The 19,321-nt window shown below is 37.0% G+C and carries 11 protein-coding genes; 3 read left to right on the top strand and 8 right to left on the bottom strand.

Annotated features, from left to right (window positions below):
• Positions 1-1,410: 1,410 nt before the first annotated feature.
• The 3 genes from dptF to dptH are packed head-to-tail and all read left to right on the top strand — an operon-like array spanning position 1,411 to position 10,386.
• Positions 1,411-3,684, top strand: a complete 2,274-nt coding sequence (dptF, locus tag MKY98_RS26305) for a DNA phosphorothioation-dependent restriction protein DptF (RefSeq protein ID WP_069012353.1) — start codon at positions 1,411-1,413, stop codon at positions 3,682-3,684.
• Positions 3,684-5,060, top strand: coding sequence for a DNA phosphorothioation-dependent restriction protein DptG (gene dptG / locus MKY98_RS26300; RefSeq protein WP_069012352.1), 1,377 nt, complete (start codon positions 3,684-3,686; stop codon positions 5,058-5,060). Before dptF ends, dptG begins: the two co-directional genes overlap by 1 nt.
• Entirely contained in the window at positions 5,041-10,386 is a 5,346-nt protein-coding gene (dptH, locus tag MKY98_RS26295; RefSeq protein ID WP_081317604.1) for a DNA phosphorothioation-dependent restriction protein DptH, read from the top strand. Before dptG ends, dptH begins: the two co-directional genes overlap by 20 nt.
• A gap of 38 nt (positions 10,387-10,424) precedes the next feature.
• Here the strand turns inward: dptH and MKY98_RS26290 are convergent, their stop codons facing one another.
• From MKY98_RS26290 to dndB, 8 genes are all read right to left on the bottom strand, one after another.
• Positions 10,425-10,799, bottom strand: coding sequence for a hypothetical protein (locus tag MKY98_RS26290; RefSeq protein ID WP_069012350.1), 375 nt, complete (start codon positions 10,797-10,799; stop codon positions 10,425-10,427).
• Between the two features lie 2 nt (positions 10,800-10,801).
• Positions 10,802-12,826, bottom strand: coding sequence for a DNA sulfur modification protein DndD (gene dndD, locus MKY98_RS26285; protein WP_069012349.1), 2,025 nt, complete (start codon positions 12,824-12,826; stop codon positions 10,802-10,804).
• A 5-nt stretch (positions 12,827-12,831) separates the two neighbouring features.
• Entirely contained in the window at positions 12,832-13,020 is a 189-nt protein-coding gene (locus MKY98_RS27150; RefSeq protein ID WP_069012348.1) for a DnaD domain protein, read from the bottom strand.
• A gap of 167 nt (positions 13,021-13,187) precedes the next feature.
• Complete coding sequence (locus MKY98_RS26280; RefSeq protein WP_069012347.1) at positions 13,188-14,318, bottom strand: cysteine desulfurase family protein; 1,131 nt, start codon at positions 14,316-14,318, stop codon at positions 13,188-13,190.
• Between the two features lie 21 nt (positions 14,319-14,339).
• Complete coding sequence (locus tag MKY98_RS26275) at positions 14,340-14,705, bottom strand: DndE family protein (RefSeq protein ID WP_069012346.1); 366 nt, start codon at positions 14,703-14,705, stop codon at positions 14,340-14,342.
• Positions 14,702-16,708 carry a DNA sulfur modification protein DndD gene (gene dndD / locus MKY98_RS26270; protein WP_069012345.1) on the bottom strand — a complete coding sequence of 669 codons (2,007 nt, stop codon included), beginning with the start codon at positions 16,706-16,708 and terminating at the stop codon, positions 14,702-14,704. Before dndD (MKY98_RS26270) ends, MKY98_RS26275 begins: the two co-directional genes overlap by 4 nt.
• 18 nt (positions 16,709-16,726) lie before the next feature.
• Positions 16,727-18,232, bottom strand: coding sequence for a DNA phosphorothioation system sulfurtransferase DndC (dndC, locus tag MKY98_RS26265; protein ID WP_209018360.1), 1,506 nt, complete (start codon positions 18,230-18,232; stop codon positions 16,727-16,729).
• The gene (gene dndB, locus MKY98_RS26260; RefSeq protein ID WP_069012343.1) at positions 18,222-19,316 is read right to left on the bottom strand and encodes a DNA sulfur modification protein DndB; all 1,095 of its coding nucleotides are present in this window, start codon (positions 19,314-19,316) and stop codon (positions 18,222-18,224) included. Before dndB ends, dndC begins: the two co-directional genes overlap by 11 nt.
• Positions 19,317-19,321: the final 5 nt, after the last annotated feature.

Genomic DNA, 19,321 nt, shown 5'->3' with positions numbered 1-19,321 from the left:
TCTGATGCGGTACCCCATTAAACAAGAACGTACTGTAAATTCGAGTCCCTTTGCCCTTGTTGCCTGCTAAATATGGACAGCCTCCAATTTCAACTTCGCAAGTTCAGGAATTCTCGCGCCTGTAGTTCATGACGAATGAGCAAGCAACGCTGCTGTATGAGAAGTTGTACCGGGCTTATCGCATCATTCACAACCATGCTTTCGAACATGCAGAATGTAAACTTGACTTCATCGCTCAAATCGATGAGAATCGTTAACCTTTTAATCGATTTCCAAGTTAAATAGGTTTACTATCATCCGTCATATTCTCGGTAACAATATTATAGGTTTTTACGGACCATGAACTTCTTTACTATTTAATGTGGATGTGATTGAGTGAAGATTCTGATTAATAATTCCGCCACCAGTGCGTGGCGTTCATCGGCTGCAACCGGTCGTTGTCGTCGATGAGGCACATCTCCTGGATCAAGAGATGCTGGAGGAAGTACGTTTCCTGCTTAACTTCAAGATGGATGCGCAATGATATCTTCAAAGGAAATATAACGTACTTCTTCCTTCCAAGCATTTAATACGATCAATAACGCCCGTCCTTTAATGCGATCGCTTGTGCTCGTAAATACACATTTATTTGTTTGCTCCCAAGAAGACTGAAATGCTAAGCAAAAGTTTGGAAGTTAATCAATAATTTCTAGATTTTTGGCAGCCAACCCCAATAGTTTATTCTCTGATAACAAGTAGCTTATTTCATTCTGTGATACTTCTCGTTCGACCTTTTTACTTCTTGAGAACCAAATAATAAATCCAATTTCAATTTGTTTAACAACTACATCAGCATTAAATGAGGCAAACTCAAAATAAGGTACACCAACAGTCAATTCGCCAAACTAAAAATGGACAGAGCCATTTCCCAAAAGATATTTGGGGGCATTTATGCATATAACAAGGGTGTGCCTTTAGAGAAAAGTGATGAATCTATAGAAACTTCACGGGGCGGCTCGCATGGTGTGGGGAAAATTGCATCGAATGCCGCTTTCGATCTTCATTTAATGCATTTTGCGAATTGTGACAAGTAAGGGACCTTAAAGCCGCCTGGAAAAGGTGGTTTTTTACTTTAAAATATACATATTGAAAGCCGGAGAGGTTTTTTCGTTAAGAAATCTATGCTCGCCTGTTTTATAGCCCGGCTTGGTTGTCTAGCTGCTATATGTCCATAGGATCATTTACTTTTTACGAAACCAAAATAGGAGATATGCACTACTAATTTGTTTGATTTTTCAACAAAATCCATATTTAAAGATAGATTTTAGAGGTATTTTCAAAAACAATTCATTATAATGAAATAATAAGATACTTTATAGGGATACCCATTTAAATACATTTGATTTGAAAATCATAAAGGGAGTAAATTTTATGAGTTTAGGAGCATTGACTGATTTATTAGAATCTATATCTCCAGAAGCAGCAAGAGAATTCGGACTAATGAACCAATTGTTCTTTCAAGATAAGGGCAGTGCTGCGGTTAAAGCAAGAACCTTCTTAGAGTTAGTTATTAACAAGGTGCTGGAATTTGAGAAGGACAATATTAATATGCCATCCATAGTATATGCAAAACTTGTAGATAAGATTAGTTATCTCGTGGCAGAAGGATTTGTAGGACAAGATATTCAGCTGGCAATGAACTCCGTCAGAAAGATTGGCAATAAGGCAGCACATGATGGTTCAGATATTACCTACCCTGATGTGTTTTCCGCACACAAAAATGCTCACAGTGTTGGTGTATGGTTCTTAGAGCTATATTCAAAACAGCACTTTGAAGCTCCTGAATATGAAGAACCTAAGCCTCAATCTGATTTGAATGCCTCGGAAATAGAATCGATGGTTAAATCGTATCTGAAAGAGAATGGGCTAATACGAGACCAGAAAACCGAAGCTACCGATAAAGAAATAAACCAAGAAGAGATTTCTATTCTAAATAAAGATCTCCCTAAGGGAGAGAGCTATTTAATCCGGGAGTTAAAGCGCCTTCAGGAGTCTTCGAAAGAAGCTGTAGAATCAGCAGGATCTTTCTCTTATTACAAAGACTATCTTCATGTAAAGCGCGGACCACAAGCACAAGTAGAGAAAATGCTAGAGCGAAAACTTGATCAGCAGGGTTCCAATTTATTATTTATTTGCGGAAGTGTAGGCGATGGCAAATCCCATCTGCTTGCTTACTTGCGCTCGCATCGTCCTGAGCTGATTAAAGAGTATACGATTATCAACGATGCAACCGAAAGTTATTCTCCAGAAATGAATGCGATGGAGACCTTGGTGAAGGCTCTTGAAGGATTTAAAGATCAGAATTTGAGCACATCCATTCAAAAAGTGATACTAGCCATTAATATGGGTGTTCTTCATAATTTTGTATATGATCCAAATAATGCTGAGTTTAAAGGACTAGCTTCTTTTATAGAAAACAGTGGATTATTCACACCAGAGTTGACACCTTACTTTACCTCTGAACATTTCGACTTGGTGAGCTTTGGAGACTACCATCCTTATGAGCTGACTGCAGAAGGTCCAACTTCTGATTTTTACAGTGAATTAATGAATAAGATCTTTATGAAGTCTGAGAAGAATCCTTTCTATCTGGCACACCAGGAGGATCTAGAATCGGGTATTTATACCATCACTCACTATAATTATGAGCTTTTACAGAATGAACAAATACAGAAATCGATATTAGAGCTGGTTATTGAGATCATCATTAAGTATAAATTAGTCATTTCGGCACGTACTTACCTGAATTTTATAGTCGATATTATTATGCCGGATCATCCGGTGAGCATCGTGAAAATGGACGAATATGATGTACTGGACAATATGACACCTAACTTATTATTCAATCGGGAAGATCGTTCGGTTCTATTGAAATGGTTCCATAAGATTAGTCCTCTTAATCGGATCCGTTCTAAGGAGATTGACGAGTTAATTGTGGCACTTCATTCCCTACATAATAAGCAGGAAGTGATTAAAGAATATATTCGTGATGATGTTGCTAATCACTGGTTCCTGAAATTTTGGGAAGGAAATGAACAGGTTGATCACCATGCGTTTAATAAAATCTCTGATGCAATTATCCTGACTGCCCATTTACAAAATAAGGACTTCTATGACACGACTAGAGATCAGGATTATAAGTTATATACTCATAGACTTTACGGGTTTAATGCAAAAGATATGGATTCGATTCGTGAAATTTACAATGAAACTAAAAGTGTAATCTATCAATGGAAAGGAACACCTAAGGAAGAATATATCTATATTAGTCCTGTTCATGAGAAGTACAGATTGGCACAGCGAATGAAGTTAAGCCCAAATATTAAACACATAAAAATGCAGAGCGGCGAAAAACTGGAGATCTTTAAGGATCGGATCAATATCGCTTTTGAAATTGGCGGCTCTGTTCATCATTTAGAGATTGACTACACTCTTTTTCATCTGTTCAGAAGAGTGTTGGATGGTTACCGGCCTAATAGACAAGATGAAGAGGAAATGGTTCACTTTATTGAATTTATTGAAAAATTAATGCGTAGCGGAGAAAAGAAAGATCAGCTTCTAATTCACTATATTACTGACAATAAAATTTTCTACTTGAGTAAAGACGAATTTTCTGGATATTCATTTACCGGAGGGAACATGTAATGCCGATCTTAAAAACGGAAGAGATAACTCATAACCTGACCAAAAAGAAATCACCCTTACACAATGAAGGTGAGATAAAAAAAGTACTTCCCTTTGCTACAACTAAGAAATATGTGAAGGGTAGTTTTCAGCCGCTTCTGGGAGATTATGTTCGTAATATTACGAAGATCAAAACAAAAAAACAAAAAACGAGTTCACTGGATGCTTTTGGAGTAGATCCCTTTATTCAAAAAATTATAGAAAGTATTAATCCGGAGGATCACCTTCAGCACGAACTTGAAAACTTTCTGCAATATTATTTATATGGGGAAAAGGATGATATTAAATTAATACATCCTTATATATATAATTACCTGCAGGGGTCTGATTCTGATAATTTATTTCGTAAAGTAGCAAAATGTGCTTCTGATGTATTAGTTAATAATGATCAGCGGATCGCGAATATATTTAAAGATACAGATACAGAAGATGTATTATCTGAGCTAATCATTGGGGCTCTAAATCGTTCAACGGATGAAAGTTCTTCAGAAATTGTTTATCAATGTAAGTTGGAATTTTTGAATAAGTTATACTGTGAAGATCTTATTTACATAAGCCCTCATCACGAATACTTTATCAAATCATTACCGACTTTGACTCACTTTTATCTCTTTACCTATATCTGTCAATTAATGCTGAAGTTTGAGCAGTTCGATAAAGGTAATTACACCGCGTCCACGCCTCTTTACTATGCGCTTGATTGGGAAGGGGTTATTTCTAAACGAAGAAAGGCAGCTAGTGATGTGGATGGATTCAAAAGAATTAAACAGAGATCTCCGTTTTTGTTTCCTCATATTCATACCATGTCGCAGTTAAGTACGTTCCATGGAAATACAAACGATAGTTTTTTTACTTATTCTGAACTCATAGAATATTTCAGTGGCTCTGAAAAAGAGCAGGAGTATCTGGGTGATGTGAACAATTGGATCGAGCAATATAGAGGGATTTTTGGTGAGAGAGTTACTCCTAAAGAGCAGGCAGGAGATCTTAAAACGGCATTTCGTTTACTGTTCGAAAGTATTAAAGAAGGTATGAATGAAGGAGCACGCATCGGTTATGGCAACAGTATTGAGCATTTCGGATCGGAGTTTTTAAGAACAAGAGGAAGCAGCGGAACGATTTTAATGCTAAATCATGAAATGCTGCTCTTGCTGACTGCCGTCTCTGTTAAGGATAAGCGTATACCTATTAATCAACTGTTTAGTGAATATGAGAAAAGAGGCGTAGCCTTAGATCGGCATTCCAAGAAGGTTGTTCTGGAAACGTTAGATAATTTGAACTTCATTGATAAAAAAAGTGATAGCGGGGATGCGCAATATGTCAAACCAATTCTATAACTATGTATCTAATCTATTAATTAGTTTTTTTAGTGATATAAACATCCAACCCGGGCAGCGATATTTTCTTCAATTAGAAAATGAAGAGGAAGTCCTTACGTTAGCTGAGTCACTCCGTGACCAATCGATCAGTACGCCGTTTGTATATCAACATAATCAAGGTTCAGCTTATCATTCTTTTAGTATAGATATAAATAATGTGAATTTAGTGATTGCTTATACATCTGATGAAGTTAGTCCGGACTTTTTGGTAACGCTGCGAAACCAGGTCGGAGAGCAGAAGGGAATCTGGAAAGATACTGCATTACTAAGTATTGTATTTAAACAGTTAGATTCCATTCAAGGGGGAAGTACAGATTTACAAAAAGAAGGTATGCCCTTACACCCCAAAACATTTGAGGCAGGATTGCAGGAGCAGATCGACAGCAGTGTATTAGATAAGGTAGAACAGACCATCCTTTCAGAGAGAATGGAGCAGATTTTGTCTGAATCCAGCTTTCAGCAAATTACTTTTTTTGATTTCGAAGAAATATTTACGGCTCTCTCCAAAGGGAAAATAGACCCTGGCGAATACAAGGATTTCGGGTTATTCGAAGACCCAGATCTGGGCACATACAGTAAAAAAGAAATGAAAGAAAGAATATCTAGGAACCGTGAACTGTTTGAGTTTGTCCGTCATATTCATGATTTAGGTTTGGAAAGTGAGGTACTAGAGAAGAAGCTCTCGACCAGCGCTGCTCCAAAACTGAGAAATGTAGAGGAATGGACCAATACTCCTTATACGGATGTAAAGAAAGCATATGAAGAAGCTCAGAAGTCAGGAAAACAAACCGTTGAGCTTAAGCAGATTGATCTAAAAGATCAGCTTTATATGTGGAATAAGCCTAATAAGCAGACAGCTGCTGGAGAAAGAAAACGGCATGTGGTTATCTTCAATCCGGATAAAAAAGCAGAAATTAATTTATCTTTGTCCTTTTTAGTGGAAGGAGAAAGCAGAAGCCTGCAGGCCAACCAGTTCAAAGTAAGTACAACAGAAGCGGAAGTCAATTCTCAAGTAGCTAGAACGAACGTTAGCCTCCAATGCAGTTTATCGAACCCGAATCAGCCTGAATTTTTAAGGATCACTTATAAACATAACGGAAAAGCGAATTTAGGTTGTGAATTACAGATAGTTGTCCTTCCTCTTTCAGTTCAACAGTGCTCGTTTCTGGAGATTGATTATTTTGTCGATACGAAGAACCGGGCGATCAATATTCAGACGGACCAGGAAACCTATCTGCTTGGAACAGAAGGTTATCCGAAAAGGGAAGTAGAGATCAATGCAGTAGGTGAGCGAATTCATATTAATAATGATGATTTACTAGAGGTTTCATTAAATAGTGACCTGTTTAATGAGCAGAACCAATTACCGCTGCAGCTTCATTTTGTTTCTCAGGAAGTTACTGTCCCTGTTCAATTTATAATCGAGGACAAGAGCAATGTCCCTATTACTGCATTCCGTCTTTGGAAACGTAAAAGAGAGGAAAAATTAATCTTTCATAGAGAGGGTAGCAAGTTAAGGGTCGGAAGCTCTGTATTTTATGGAAGTAATGAATTTATAAAATATCTTGGATGGGAAGAGCAGTGGAAGGAAAAAGGATTAAAGAGTGCGGTTTTAGAATCCGACCAGCTGCATCCAGTAAATCTGGATCTTAATCCAAAATTATTAGATGCCTATAATCGCTTGATCAATTCGTATGTGACACATAAAACGACTCCAAGCTTAAGCTATATGAACGATGAAATCGATGAACGTGCAAGAGAATACATCAATGAATATATCAAGGAGATTAACTCTTTTGAAGAGGGGAGACCGGCAGGCAGAAGAGGAAGAGATCTCTTTAAATTAGGTGTTATTCACCATAATGAAGATGTATTGTTTACCCCATATCACCCATTAAATATTGCTTATCAGCTGCAGTTAGGGCAAGATGTTCAGGATGAACAAGTAGATGATCGTATTCTTGAGAGACTTCGGCCTGAAAGTTTGTTGCCATTTATATATGAGAATAAAAGAGAAGAATGTCTTTATAAATCCGATACTATTACTGACGCTTATGAGTGGGTCATCTATAAAAACATTAATAAAGTCAGTGTAACAGACGCCAATAAATATTTATCAACCATTGTCATGCATAAGCTCAAACAGTTTGAAGAGCATTTCTCTTATCTGTTCAGCGATCAGATTAAAGCTCCATACAAGATTAATCTGATTAACATTGAGAACGACCATGAAGTTGTAAAAGGAATGCTGCAGTGGTTTATGGAGACCATCAAGAAAAAGGGAGTAGACCATCTTCGTCGACTTCACATTAACCTTTACCGGGAGTATAGTTTGGAAACAGAGTTTGATCAGTTATCCGTTTTAAATACGGCAGAAGAAATATTCGCGTACTTCGGTATTACATGGAAGCAGGAAGAACTCGATTCAAGCCATATTCTTAGATTGATCCGGAATTCCATTTCGTACTACAAGAAATATATAGAACCTGCGAAAAATTTAGATTACGCACATATAACATTTTATAGAATGAATATGAAAGAAAGTTATGCTGTTCAACCTATGAATGAGATGCCTGCCGGAATCGCGCTCAATGGTATATACTCCTACCTGCCATCATTCAAATATGAAGAGAACTATCGTTCAGGTTTTGGTACGAAATATTATGTGAATAATCAGGATTCTAACTCATTAATTGATCTTAGTATGGGGTTGAATGAACTTGCGGCTAATCTGAAAAATGAAGGAAACGATTCTTTCCATAAAGGAGAGGCCATTACTTCAAGAACTACAACGGCAGATGAACAATTCTTACAAAAGATATTTGATGCGTCTCATTGGGTTACCTTTGTGGATTCGCATTTAGATCTTAACTATTTCAATCAGTTAGATGAGAATTTATTTGTTATTCACTATAGTGATCAGTACTCTTCTTCCAATGGATATGATGCAATTACAGTGACCAATAAATCTAATCATTATCTTTCCGTCATTAGTGAGTATCTCGGGTCTCATCAACTAAGTGTTGGAGAAGACAAAGCGATCGATATTATAAAAGCCTTTAACACATTTAATGGTGAATGGCTTCTAAGAATTATAGGAAGTAAAGGGCATTATTCCCGTGAGAAATTCAGTATTATATCCGCTATCAAATTTGCTCTTGCCTATTTCGATCATTCGGATATTTGCTGGGTTCCAATTTCGTTAGAAGAAATTCTAAGGGTCGCAGGCAGTTCAAACCTGAGTAAATCAGACGGAACATTTACGGCCAAGAACTTAGGGGTAAAAGGCGTTCATAGTGATGATATGTTATTGATGGGTATTGAAGAGAGAGAGCAGAAGCTGCTTATTCATTTCTTTCCTGTAGAAGTCAAAATAGGCATAAACAGTAATGGTGTTATGGATAAAGCCGCTGTTCAGGTTCTGAAAACGAAGAAGATCTTCCAAGATGCACTCAGCAATCCGGAGAAACCGTTTACTTCAAAATTCTATCGGTACTTCTTTGCTCAATTATTTATTGTAAATGCAGCAAAACTTCACTCCAGTGATTTCTGGCCTGAAAAGAACTTTGATATGCCTGATCATATTATTGAGAAGCTAATTCATGATCAAATTGAAATAAGCTTCGATATTGATCGTATAATTGGGGCAGGTGCTGTAATTTCGTTTCAAAAAGATGCTTATCATCGTTCTACCGAATTTACAGATCAGGTGACCTATCTTAATTTAACGGAGTCTGATGGGTTGTATGGTTTGGTCAAATCGATGCAGGAAATGTATGAATGGATGCAGCATAAAGACAACGATTTGATTAAAGATAGTTTACTATCACATCGTTATAATATGAAATCTGATGTTCCTAGCGTTCATTATGCTTCTATTCCATCTGCACCTAGCTATGCCAGCATTTCTAATGGGACTATGCAGGAAACTGCAGCTGCTGGGGAAAGTTCAAAGTTGAGTTCAGATTTGATCAGTAGTGAGGCAGAAGGTCTCGTAGCAGATAAGAAAAAACCGCTTAAGGAAGAGAAAGTGCAAGAAGAGCCAGTAGAAATAAAGGAGTCTCCTGAACCTGTAGAAATTGAGAAGGAAACGGTTAAACAGAATGACACTCCAACTCATATTGAAAAGGATCAAGAAAATAGTGATACTGCAAATGAGAAAGAACGGAATATAAGGGTTCTTCTTGGTACTGCGGAGAATAGCACAAGAAAAATATACTGGGAGTATGATCATTCTGGTCTGGCTAACAGACATTTGCTCATCTCAGGTAAATCCGGGCAGGGTAAAACCTATTTTATGCAGTGCCTGCTGCTGGAGTTATCTAAACAAGGTATCTCGAGTATTGTTATTGATTATACAGAAGGCTTCTTACCAAATCAGCTTGAACCCGAGTTTGTAGGATTCCTGGGCTCCAAGCTTAATCAAAGAGTTGTATACAATCAAAAAGTACCTATTAATCCGTTTAAAAGAAACATAAGAGATATAGGCGGGATTACACTCCCTGAATCGGATACCGATATTGCTGAGAGAATTAAGAGTGTGTTTGCTTCCGTTTATAAATCACTTGGAATCCAGCAGTTAAATGCTATTTATGAAGCGGTATTGAAAGGGCTTGAACGCTCTCAGGACGGGATGGATCTTAATGTGATGAGGGAGATGCTGGAGGAGGATACTGGAAGTGCCTCAAAAACAGCATTGTCACAAATCAGGCCTTTCATCGACCGGCAAGTATTTATAAATGACCAGAACTTTTCCTGGAGTGATATGATTGACAACAATGGTTCGGTCAATATCATTCAATTAACCGGTTATCCAAATGATGTACAGCGTATTATTACCGAATTTATTTTATGGGATTTATGGAATTACCTCTTGAGAAACGGAAGTAAAATTAAGCCTGTACCGTTAATTTTGGATGAAGCACAAAATCTGGACCACCGGGAGCAATCTCCGTCTGCTAAAATCTTGACTGAAGGTCGTAAATTTGGCTGGTCAGGCTGGTTTGCAACCCAGTTTTTAAAATCCCAGTTAGATGCTGATGAATTAGCGAGAATGCAAAACTCAGCACAAAAGATATACTTTGCTCAAACGGATCAAGAGGTATCCTTTGTAGCAAGTTCATTAGCTACTGAACCAAGTAAACGTAAGCAGTGGGAAGAAAGATTAAATAACCTCCGTAAAGGTCAATGTATTGTACAGGGACCTCAATTGATGGATCGTGGTGAACTGACCCCTCCGACGGAAACGGTTGTGAATATTACTCCATTGCAGAATAGGCTTTAATATAAAAGGGCAAATCCAAATTTGGATTGCCCTTTTTCTTAATTCATTGTTAATATTGCAAGTCTTAAGTCGTCAAGCGAGTTTTTTTCCTGTTGTATTTGTTCCAATATTCGAAGTCCTTTTTCAATCTGGTTTAAGATTACATTATTGATTTCTTCGGAACTTAATACTCTTCTAGCTTGGTTAATGAAAATGTGTGAGTACATGTTATATTCATCCACATTGAAGAAATCAGGAATTTCCCATCTGTTTCCGTCACTTTGTTTGATGATATCAATATTTCGCTGTGAGGAGAGGCCTTTAGCTAATGCAAGTTTCATTATAAATGGCCGGTCAGCGGAAAGGGCATCGGCAAAGTAATCGAGCAGCATTTTTCCTTCATAACTAAGATGCTTTCTTTTAAAACCTGCCATACTTAGACGACCCCCTTAGCCTGAAAATATCCTGGTATGATCAGAGTATATTTTCTATTCTGATCATAATCTAACGTGAATTGGTTATAGGTACTGTCCTTAATCTGTTTAATATAATCCTCAGTAATTTCTGTATCCGTTGATAAGATGATGACTTGTTCACTTAACTCTTTGTAGTAATGATCAATAAGATATGAGCGGTGATAACTATCCAGTCTTCCCAGCGGCGTATCGATAATCATAGGTAGCGCATAACGGGATGACTTGGTAAGAGCCCAGATCAGAGCAGATGAAATAATCTGCATTTCTCCAGCAGAACGATCATGGACACTAATTTCTTGGTTTCGGTCATTGTATAACCGGATCGTAAAAGAACTCATATCGAATTCAATCTTCCCGAATTCATCTTGTTTACGAAATAATTGGTTAAGCATGAGTTTGAATTGCTCATGTATAAAGTTGGCTTTTAATTTAGTTAATTTTTCGATATAGTCATCGAGAAATTGGATAATCAAAGCGATGGCTTCAAATTGTTCTTGATACTGGTTGTTGTTATCTTCTTTCTTCTCAGTTTGCGTTAGTTTTTTGCTAAGACGAGCTCTTTCTTCGCTTAATGTATTGATTTTCCGGGTAGCTGATTTTAATCTCAGTTCTACTTCACCAAGCATTTTGGTTAAATTATCAATTTTTTCGTTTTCTTCCTCTATATCTACCGATTCAGGGGCTTTTCTAATCTCCGATTCATATTGTTGAATCAAAGTTCTTTCTTTCTCCATTTGATTGTAAATGTTCGTTAAATGTTGAGAAGTCTTTATGGGTAAGTTCATTAATTTTCGGTGCTGTTCTTTATTTAAGTCATGGAGCAGCTCGATTTCCTCAAGCTCTGAATTAATTTTATTTAGTTTGGACCAAATTTTTTCCCCTGATAGCATAAGATTCTCTTTTTGAGTCGATGTAAGAGGAGGATCTAGTTCAACTTCAAATAAGTTTGATATGAAATTTTGATATGGAACTAATGAAGCTTCTTTAACTAACTTTTGCTGCATATAGCTTTCTTCTTTCTTTAACTCTTTCTGCAACAGAAGGTATTGATCTCTTAACAGAATGTCAAATGCAGAATCCATAAACTCTTTAGTGAAGTTAGTTTCAAAACTTTGGAGTTTGGTTTCACTAGCTGTCAGCTTTTTGACATAAACTTCTCTTGATGATGCATTGAGTTTAATTTTATTCTCGCGTTCTTTCTTTAAAGCCTGGATTTGATCCAGCAGCTTCGTCTTTCGATTCTCTTCTTTGTCTTTTCTAGCTTTAAATTCATCTAATGATTTATTCGTTTCTGCGAGCTCATACTTAACTTTATCCTGATTGGTTTCAGGAGACTTACTCGCATTAGCTTTAAAAATCTTGGTGCTCAGAAAAGAAAGAGCATCCGTCAAATCTGTTTTTAGTGCTTTGTAAGCTTCCAGACCACTTAATTTTTGTATAGCTTCCTTCATCTCATAACTATTTTGTCTTAAAATGATATCTTTAATTTCTTCTCCATCAAATATAAAAAAGGGCGCAACGTGATACGGAATCGTTCGATCAATAAAGCGATTGTAGGTTTCCATATTATTGATGATCTGTGTACGGCCGATTCGCGCTCCTGGTTTACGGATTGTAATTTCTCTTGTCTCATGGACCTGGATCTTACTATGATCAAATATCCACTTTGTTTTTAATTCCCATTCTTCTTTGTTATTAACTTCGACAGTCAGGACTATATAGCACTCTCTTCCGCCTTCGTTAAAAAAGGTGTTATTAATTACATTTGAAAAAATACGTTTATACTCCTCAGGAGACATTCCGCGTTTGCCGAATAAACTATAGTGTATGGCTTTTAAAATCGAAGTCTTGCCTGAACCGTTAAGACCGCCAATTAATATAATGTTCTTGTTATCTTGACGTGAGTTGTCAGGGATATCTAGATCTAATTCTTGATGTCCATAAAATGTTTTGTAGTTATTGAGAACTAGTTTCTTAATAATCATGAAGATTATACCTTTCCCTTCGTATGATAACCGACCAAATCAATATAATCGGTGCGTTTCTCAGCTAATGATATGTTTTCGTGCATGTTCTTTTCTGCGGTTCTGACCAGGAGATTAATTAAGTCCGGAGTAAGATTATATAGATCACAGAGATCGTTTAATAGTTTTTTTTCTTGTTGTTTTAGTGTTTCCATGAAATCACCTTTCGATTTATATAGTAATTAGTAACTAGTTAAAGTAGATAATATTACCTATTTAACTATAGCATATATGTTGAAGTATTAGGATAAGAAGGGGGGATGATTTTATAAAGAATAAAAAAAGACCAGGCAGATTGAAATCTGCCTGGTCTTAATGCTTCCTACTTAATATTTCTGAAAATATCTAAATCTGATTTGCTGATATTTGGATTTAAGGTGATTCGAATGGTTTGTCTGACTTCCTCAAGAGGTAGTCCTGCTGAAGTAAGGACATGGCTTGGTTTGCTTGAACTGCAAGCTGAGCCCGAAGAAAGTGCTACGAATGGAGATAACTTTTTGAGTAGAAGTTCATTGTTCACTCCTATAAATTGCAAACTAATAAGGCCGGGAATCTTATTCTCGGTGTCACTGTTAAACGTTATTTTATTACCCAAATTTTCCGAAAGTAGTGCAATCAGGTATTCTTCTAATTCTTTCAGTTTGGCAATATTCTCGTTTAAATGTTTATGGGCAATTTCAGCTGCTTTTCCCAATCCTACAATATTATGAACGGCAAGCGTCCCACTTCGGTAACCGTTTTCTTGACCGCCCCCGTGTAATAGGGGAGTTAACTTGGTATAAATCTCTTTGGATTGTTTCCGAATTACAGCTACTCCGATTCCTTTGGGACCGCCTATTTTATGGCCAGACATGGATAAGAAACGAATCCCTGGTAAGTCTTTTAGGTAGAATGGAACTTTACCAATGATTTGTGTAGCATCTGTATGGAAGAATAGATTATTCTTCTCAAATCGTTGAGCAAGATCTGGTATAGGATTTAAGGATCCAATTTCATTATTACCCCAAATAATGGATGTAAGAAGTGGTTGGTGCTTCAGTTCTTCGGTAAGTTCGTTCACATTAACCCTTGCAAAAGAATCGACTTCAAGATACTTCACATTCGTTCCACGTTCCTCCAGATATCGGAAAGATTCTAATACAGAAGGGTGCTCCGCTTGAGATGTGATCATGTAATTTGAGTTTTCAGATATTCTTCCGTAATAGTCTTGTACCCCTTTGATGATCATGTTATTACTCTCCGTTGCACCGCTGGTAAATACAATTTCATCATCATCACACCCAAGTAATAGAGCTACTTGTTCGCGCGCAATTTTTACCGCCTTTTTAGCATTCTCAGCTAATAAATAAAATTTGCTTGAAGGGTTTCCGTACTCTTCCTTCAGATATGGAAGCATGGTTTCAAGAACCTCTGGATGTAATTTAGTTGTAGCGCTGTTATCTAAATAGATCATATGTTATCCCGGCCCTTTGTGTTAGATTAGCAAGGCACGAATGAATTTTTCAGCATTTCCTGCGCCTTTGTACTCTGCGGCTAAGTCACGTATACCTCTTTCAAGATGGGCATTGAAGTATCCGGGGAAGTAATCTTCATCGGTCAGCTCTTTATTCGCAGCCTGTGTAATCATTGCCCGAAAAATATAATCGAATTCCCCAGTAACTGTATTTCGGTTAAGAACTAAGCCTTCACTGAAGTCTTTGCTGAGAGGGAGGACATCCCCTTTTTTTATAGATAGAGCTACAGCATAACGAATCAGAATATTAGGTGTTATCCCGGTGGAAGCTTGGAGCTGTAACAGGGTTTCTTTTGTATATTTAGACGTTTTGAGAGTGAAATTCATTTTGGGCTTATCTCCTTACTCATATTAAAATATCTGCCCCGAACGATTTCAGCTGTTTCCTGGAATGAGTTGTATTCTAATGTATAGCATAATGAAGTTATATCTTTAATCGTTTCGAAATGTTCAGTTCCAATTTCTGAGTCTGTAGTGAACATTAATACCTGATCCCCGCATTTCGGAATGAAATGTTCAATCAGAGACTTTTTATGGTCTTGATCGAGTCGTCCGAACAATGTGTCAAAAACAAATGGCAGTTTCCACTCAGATACTTTAAACATAGCCCAGATTACTGTCAACATTAACATTTCCTTTTCTCCAGCTGATAAACGTTCCTTAGTAATCTCATGTCTTTGTTTATTGTACAGTGTAATCTGAAAACTTGATGAATCGATATGAATACGGTCAATATAATCCTTTTTTCGGAATAAGATATTAATCATTTTCGTTGCTTCTTTAGCGACATCGTTCAGTTTCTTTTGCCACTGCCGTTCCCTGAAACGCTGACTTACAGTCAATAACTTCTCAGTCATTGCATAAGAACTTTCGGATTTATAATACTCGCGTATTCTATCATTAAGTTTAATTAATGCGATTTCTTTAAGCTTGATTTGTTCATGTATTTCATTGATTTCATCTTCTTGTTTTTCGGATATCATTTTGATTTGTTCTAATCTTCTATTACTTTCCTCAATCCGCTCAAGAAGTTCTTTGAATTCACTTGAATTATCATTAAGATCAATCGCTTTACGTAATTCCTGAGACTTTTCTAATAAAACAGCATTTTCATCAAACAATTCAACATAATGCTGTGACTTGATTGATTGGACCTTTTTATGCATGGAGTAGACTTCATTCTGTTGTTCAAATGAAGATCTATGGAACACTTCGGTAATTGAAGGTTTAATAAGGTCTAATAGACCACTGTGCAAACTTTCAACTTGTTGATCTGAAAGATTCAAATTCGACGATGGTGTAAGGCTGCTTAGTAATTGTGATAAGTGATCCTTTTTCAAGGTTGTATTTATATACTCAAAAGAGTCATAATCCTTCTCTTTGGCAATCTGATCTGTAACTTTTGCTAACGTTTCACGAGCAATATAGAATGGAAGATAAGATATAGTAAATGCTTTAATCTGATCAGAATTTTGTTTTCTACGTTGCTCAATTTCATTGACTTGTTGGATTAACTGCTGTCTGTTCTCCTGAATAAGTCCACCATGAATTTCAAAATCCTTCTTATCTTGTCTTATTAAATCTGTGAGTTCAGCAGCTTCATCTTGATGATTAAGCAGATCACTTTGGAGATTTTCCAACTGATTTTGTAGATCTTGAAGTTCTATTTCAAGTGAATTTTTGATTTCAAATTCCCTAGAAGCGTCAGAGTTTTTCTTTGCATGCTGTTGTCTGTAGTTTTGAAGATCTTTTTCTAGGTTAACAAATAGGTCTAGGTTAAAGAGGATCTTTCCTGCATCCTGTAAATAATCAGGGATTTTCTCTTCAGATACAATTCTGGATATGTCCTCACCATCAAACAGACAAAGTTCAAATAACCTTGGCGGCATTTCTTCTCTGAGTTTATTTTGAAAATCAGAAATCTCCTGGGCATTAAGATGATCATTGTTTTTTTTAACAGAAAAATATTCTCTAATCTTATTATCTTTAATACTCCAGCTGCGGATTAAAGAGTAGGTAATAGGTTCAAACTCTTCTGTTGATAGATATTCAAGAACAATTTGGTACTTATCCTGATTATTTTCATGAAGAGCTTTTCGATTAAGCAGAGATCGGATTTTCTTGAAATAAGCTTCATTCTCAGTAATATAACCGTAAGCCATAGAACCAAATAATGCGATTCGAATGGATTCCAGAATGGTAGTTTTCCCAGCTCCGTTTTTCCCACCAATTAATATTACATTATGGTTAGTGGTTGTTTTAAAGTTAAAGTTGTTAAGATCCCCGTGATAAGCACCAATATTACGAAGGACCAGTTTGTTGATCTGCATGAATTATCTAATCCACCTTTATAAATGTAAGAAATCTTGGTTTAAAGTCTTGTCAAAAGCCTGAATCAGCCCTCTTCGAACTTTCACACCGGAGTAATCCTTCTCTACTGCAATTAGCTTTTTAAGCAGATTCAAGTTTACCCCTTCTTCCTGACAGAGTGTCTCTAAATCAGTAATCTGATCTTCTTTAAATACAGGGCGGTCATCTTTATGCCAATCATAGATTTCTCCGGTTTCCTCTTCAACAATTCGAGGGAGGCGATCTTCCCATTGAAGATCGTTATGCCAGTATTTACGGATTTCCTTAAGTTCCTCAAAAGTAATGAGCTCGATATTTGGATCATAAAGTTCCCGAACTTTTTTCTGGGTTCTAAGTAGTTCTCTGAGAATCTCTTCTCGAGCATTTAAGGTGAAAGGGCCCACCCCGAAACGCTTGAACTTTCCATCTTCATCTTCAACAAATACATCAAGTTTTTCAATTGTTGCCAGATTTATATTGTTATCTTCTATAAATTGTTTGATCTCGGATTTTTTGATGCTTTTATATTTGCTCGCTCTAATGTTCTCTTCATTAACTCCTCCGAGATTCGTTGTCAGATAAACTTCACCATTCATTCTATGTTTTTGACGTTTAGAACGATCTTCACGAATATTCACGAGGTAATTTCTGAACTCATAGAGTGGAGTTAGCCATTCTACACCGCTATTAATAAATCCACTCAGTGCTTTATCTTCATTTACAACTGTGCAAGTCCAACATCCAAATCGACTGTTTCCGCATGAACCCGCACTTTCCTTGATTTCTTTATCTACAACCAGTGGGCATTCACTACTGGAATCTTGGTACAATTGCAGTAGTTCATTATTATCATCGCCCCAAGGTGAAGGATATTGGAGCAGGAATTCCCAGATGTCGTCTACATTAAATGATCTGATCGGTGCAAATACAAAGGCATTCCGCAGGGTGGAGTGCCGCATTAAATTTTTCCCTTCTATAGTATGTGACTGCATGACAGCGGCTCGAGTAGAGCTTTCGGAATCTCGGACCCCAAGAAGCATTACAACTTCACCAAACTGATCTACTTTTTCAAGAATGAATCTGTTAGCAGGTTCAATTTTTAGCCGGTCAGTGCACCATCTGAATTTTTGACGTGGAGTTGGATACCCTTTGCCAATAATAGAAGCCCAGAATGTTTGCTCGGCTTTTGGTCTTACTTTTTGAGTTTCAATAGGAAGTCCCATTTCAAGAGCTCGAGTCTGAATTCTTCCTAAGGTGCGGGTAATTTTATCAATAATAAGTGGTGTTTCAACCTGAGTATCCGAAGAAATCACATATACTTTTTTATTTAATTGGTTAGGTGGAAGTTCGCTTAATGCCTGAAATACTATTTGAACCAGAGCAGTGGAATCTTTACCTCCGCTAAAGCCAATTACCCAGGGACGATCATCAGATAGATATACTTCTTTCACCAATTCTCTGGATTCATTAAATTTACTGCCAGTGTTAAAAATATTAAGTTCCAAGAGGAAAGACCTCCTTAAATTTATCTTCTATTTTTTGTTCTTGTTCTGTAAGAGGGAGTCCAATTTTATTCTTAATGAGATTGGCTGTTAGTTGAACAGTCTGATTGTTCTTATTAATACGACCAGTATGGCTGTAGGCACGACCTTGCCAATCTTCTTTATTATCCCTGTGCCAGTCAATATGTTTTAATTTCTCAATATATTTCTGCCACTCATCTGGATGATAGAAATATAGATAGTGACCTATAATACCTATAGCTTCTAAGAAAACACCATGAGCAACTATAGAATTTGCCCGTAAATCTCTAGGTGATGTTTTCTTCCTCAGCACCTGCTGCCATTCATTAATAGTAGCAATTAAAAGAATCCAGAATTCATTTACGAATTCCTTTTCTTGCTCAGAGATCGTCTCGCCTTTCCGCTTGCCTAGAAGTCTGCAATTCGTATTGAATATATGGTTTAATGCAAATAATTTAGGAGAATTCTTTGAAAGGTTCACCTTTTCCCGATCGGTGTATCGATCCAGCAAGGGGATCTCTGAAATTACTCCCTTTGTTATGAGAGACATTTGATCGCGGTGATCGTAAAGTATACCGATAGAAGAAGTTGTGTTCACTGCATGTCGATTAAGATCGGAGAACATTTGCTGAGAACGCACAAGCCCTAAATCATGAAAAAAGACTACAGAAATGGTTTCATCACCGAGTTCTGGAGCAATCTTCAAAGCTTCTTCAATAGCCGCTCTCCTGTGTTGACCGTCATTAATTAAAAACTTTGAATCAAGTGAGATCGAGAGATATCCTATATCTTTAAGCTCGCTGGAATGCTCCTGAAAGACTAATTCCCCATCTACAGATGCCGTTAACGAAGAAAATATGTAGTCCTTTGGATTCTCAAGAATATAGTTGGTTATATCCGGAATTCTTGATTTATTCATAAGACGCTGAGCCCGGTGTACAGCGGGAATCTCTTCTTCATCAAACAGAAATATCCTTGGGATCAGCCTGAGCGGGCACATCACTGTATAGAATTCTCTCCCTGCTTGAATTCCACGGAGAGCGGGAAAACTATAACTAAAGTTCATATAGA

This window comes from Paenibacillus sp. FSL M8-0228, from assembly GCF_038007385.1.
Lineage (GTDB): Bacteria > Bacillota > Bacilli > Paenibacillales > Paenibacillaceae > Paenibacillus > Paenibacillus polymyxa_D.
The sequence above is the reverse complement of the archived record's forward strand: the minus strand, read 5'-3'. Positions and strand labels throughout refer to the sequence as shown.

Coding starts and splice junctions, on each gene's coding strand:
- dndD (WP_069012349.1), bottom strand. CDS start 12,826: ATGATTATTAAGAAACTAGTTCTCAATAACTACAAAACATTTTATGGA.
- dptF (WP_069012353.1), top strand. CDS start 1,411: ATGAGTTTAGGAGCATTGACTGATTTATTAGAATCTATATCTCCAGAA.
- MKY98_RS26280 (WP_069012347.1), bottom strand. CDS start 14,318: ATGATCTATTTAGATAACAGCGCTACAACTAAATTACATCCAGAGGTT.
- MKY98_RS26275 (WP_069012346.1), bottom strand. CDS start 14,705: ATGAATTTCACTCTCAAAACGTCTAAATATACAAAAGAAACCCTGTTA.
- dptH (WP_081317604.1), top strand. CDS start 5,041: ATGTCAAACCAATTCTATAACTATGTATCTAATCTATTAATTAGTTTT.
- MKY98_RS27150 (WP_069012348.1), bottom strand. CDS start 13,020: ATGGAAACACTAAAACAACAAGAAAAAAAACTATTAAACGATCTCTGT.
- dptG (WP_069012352.1), top strand. CDS start 3,684: ATGCCGATCTTAAAAACGGAAGAGATAACTCATAACCTGACCAAAAAG.
- MKY98_RS26290 (WP_069012350.1), bottom strand. CDS start 10,799: ATGGCAGGTTTTAAAAGAAAGCATCTTAGTTATGAAGGAAAAATGCTG.
- dndB (WP_069012343.1), bottom strand. CDS start 19,316: ATGAACTTTAGTTATAGTTTTCCCGCTCTCCGTGGAATTCAAGCAGGG.
- dndD (WP_069012345.1), bottom strand. CDS start 16,708: ATGCAGATCAACAAACTGGTCCTTCGTAATATTGGTGCTTATCACGGG.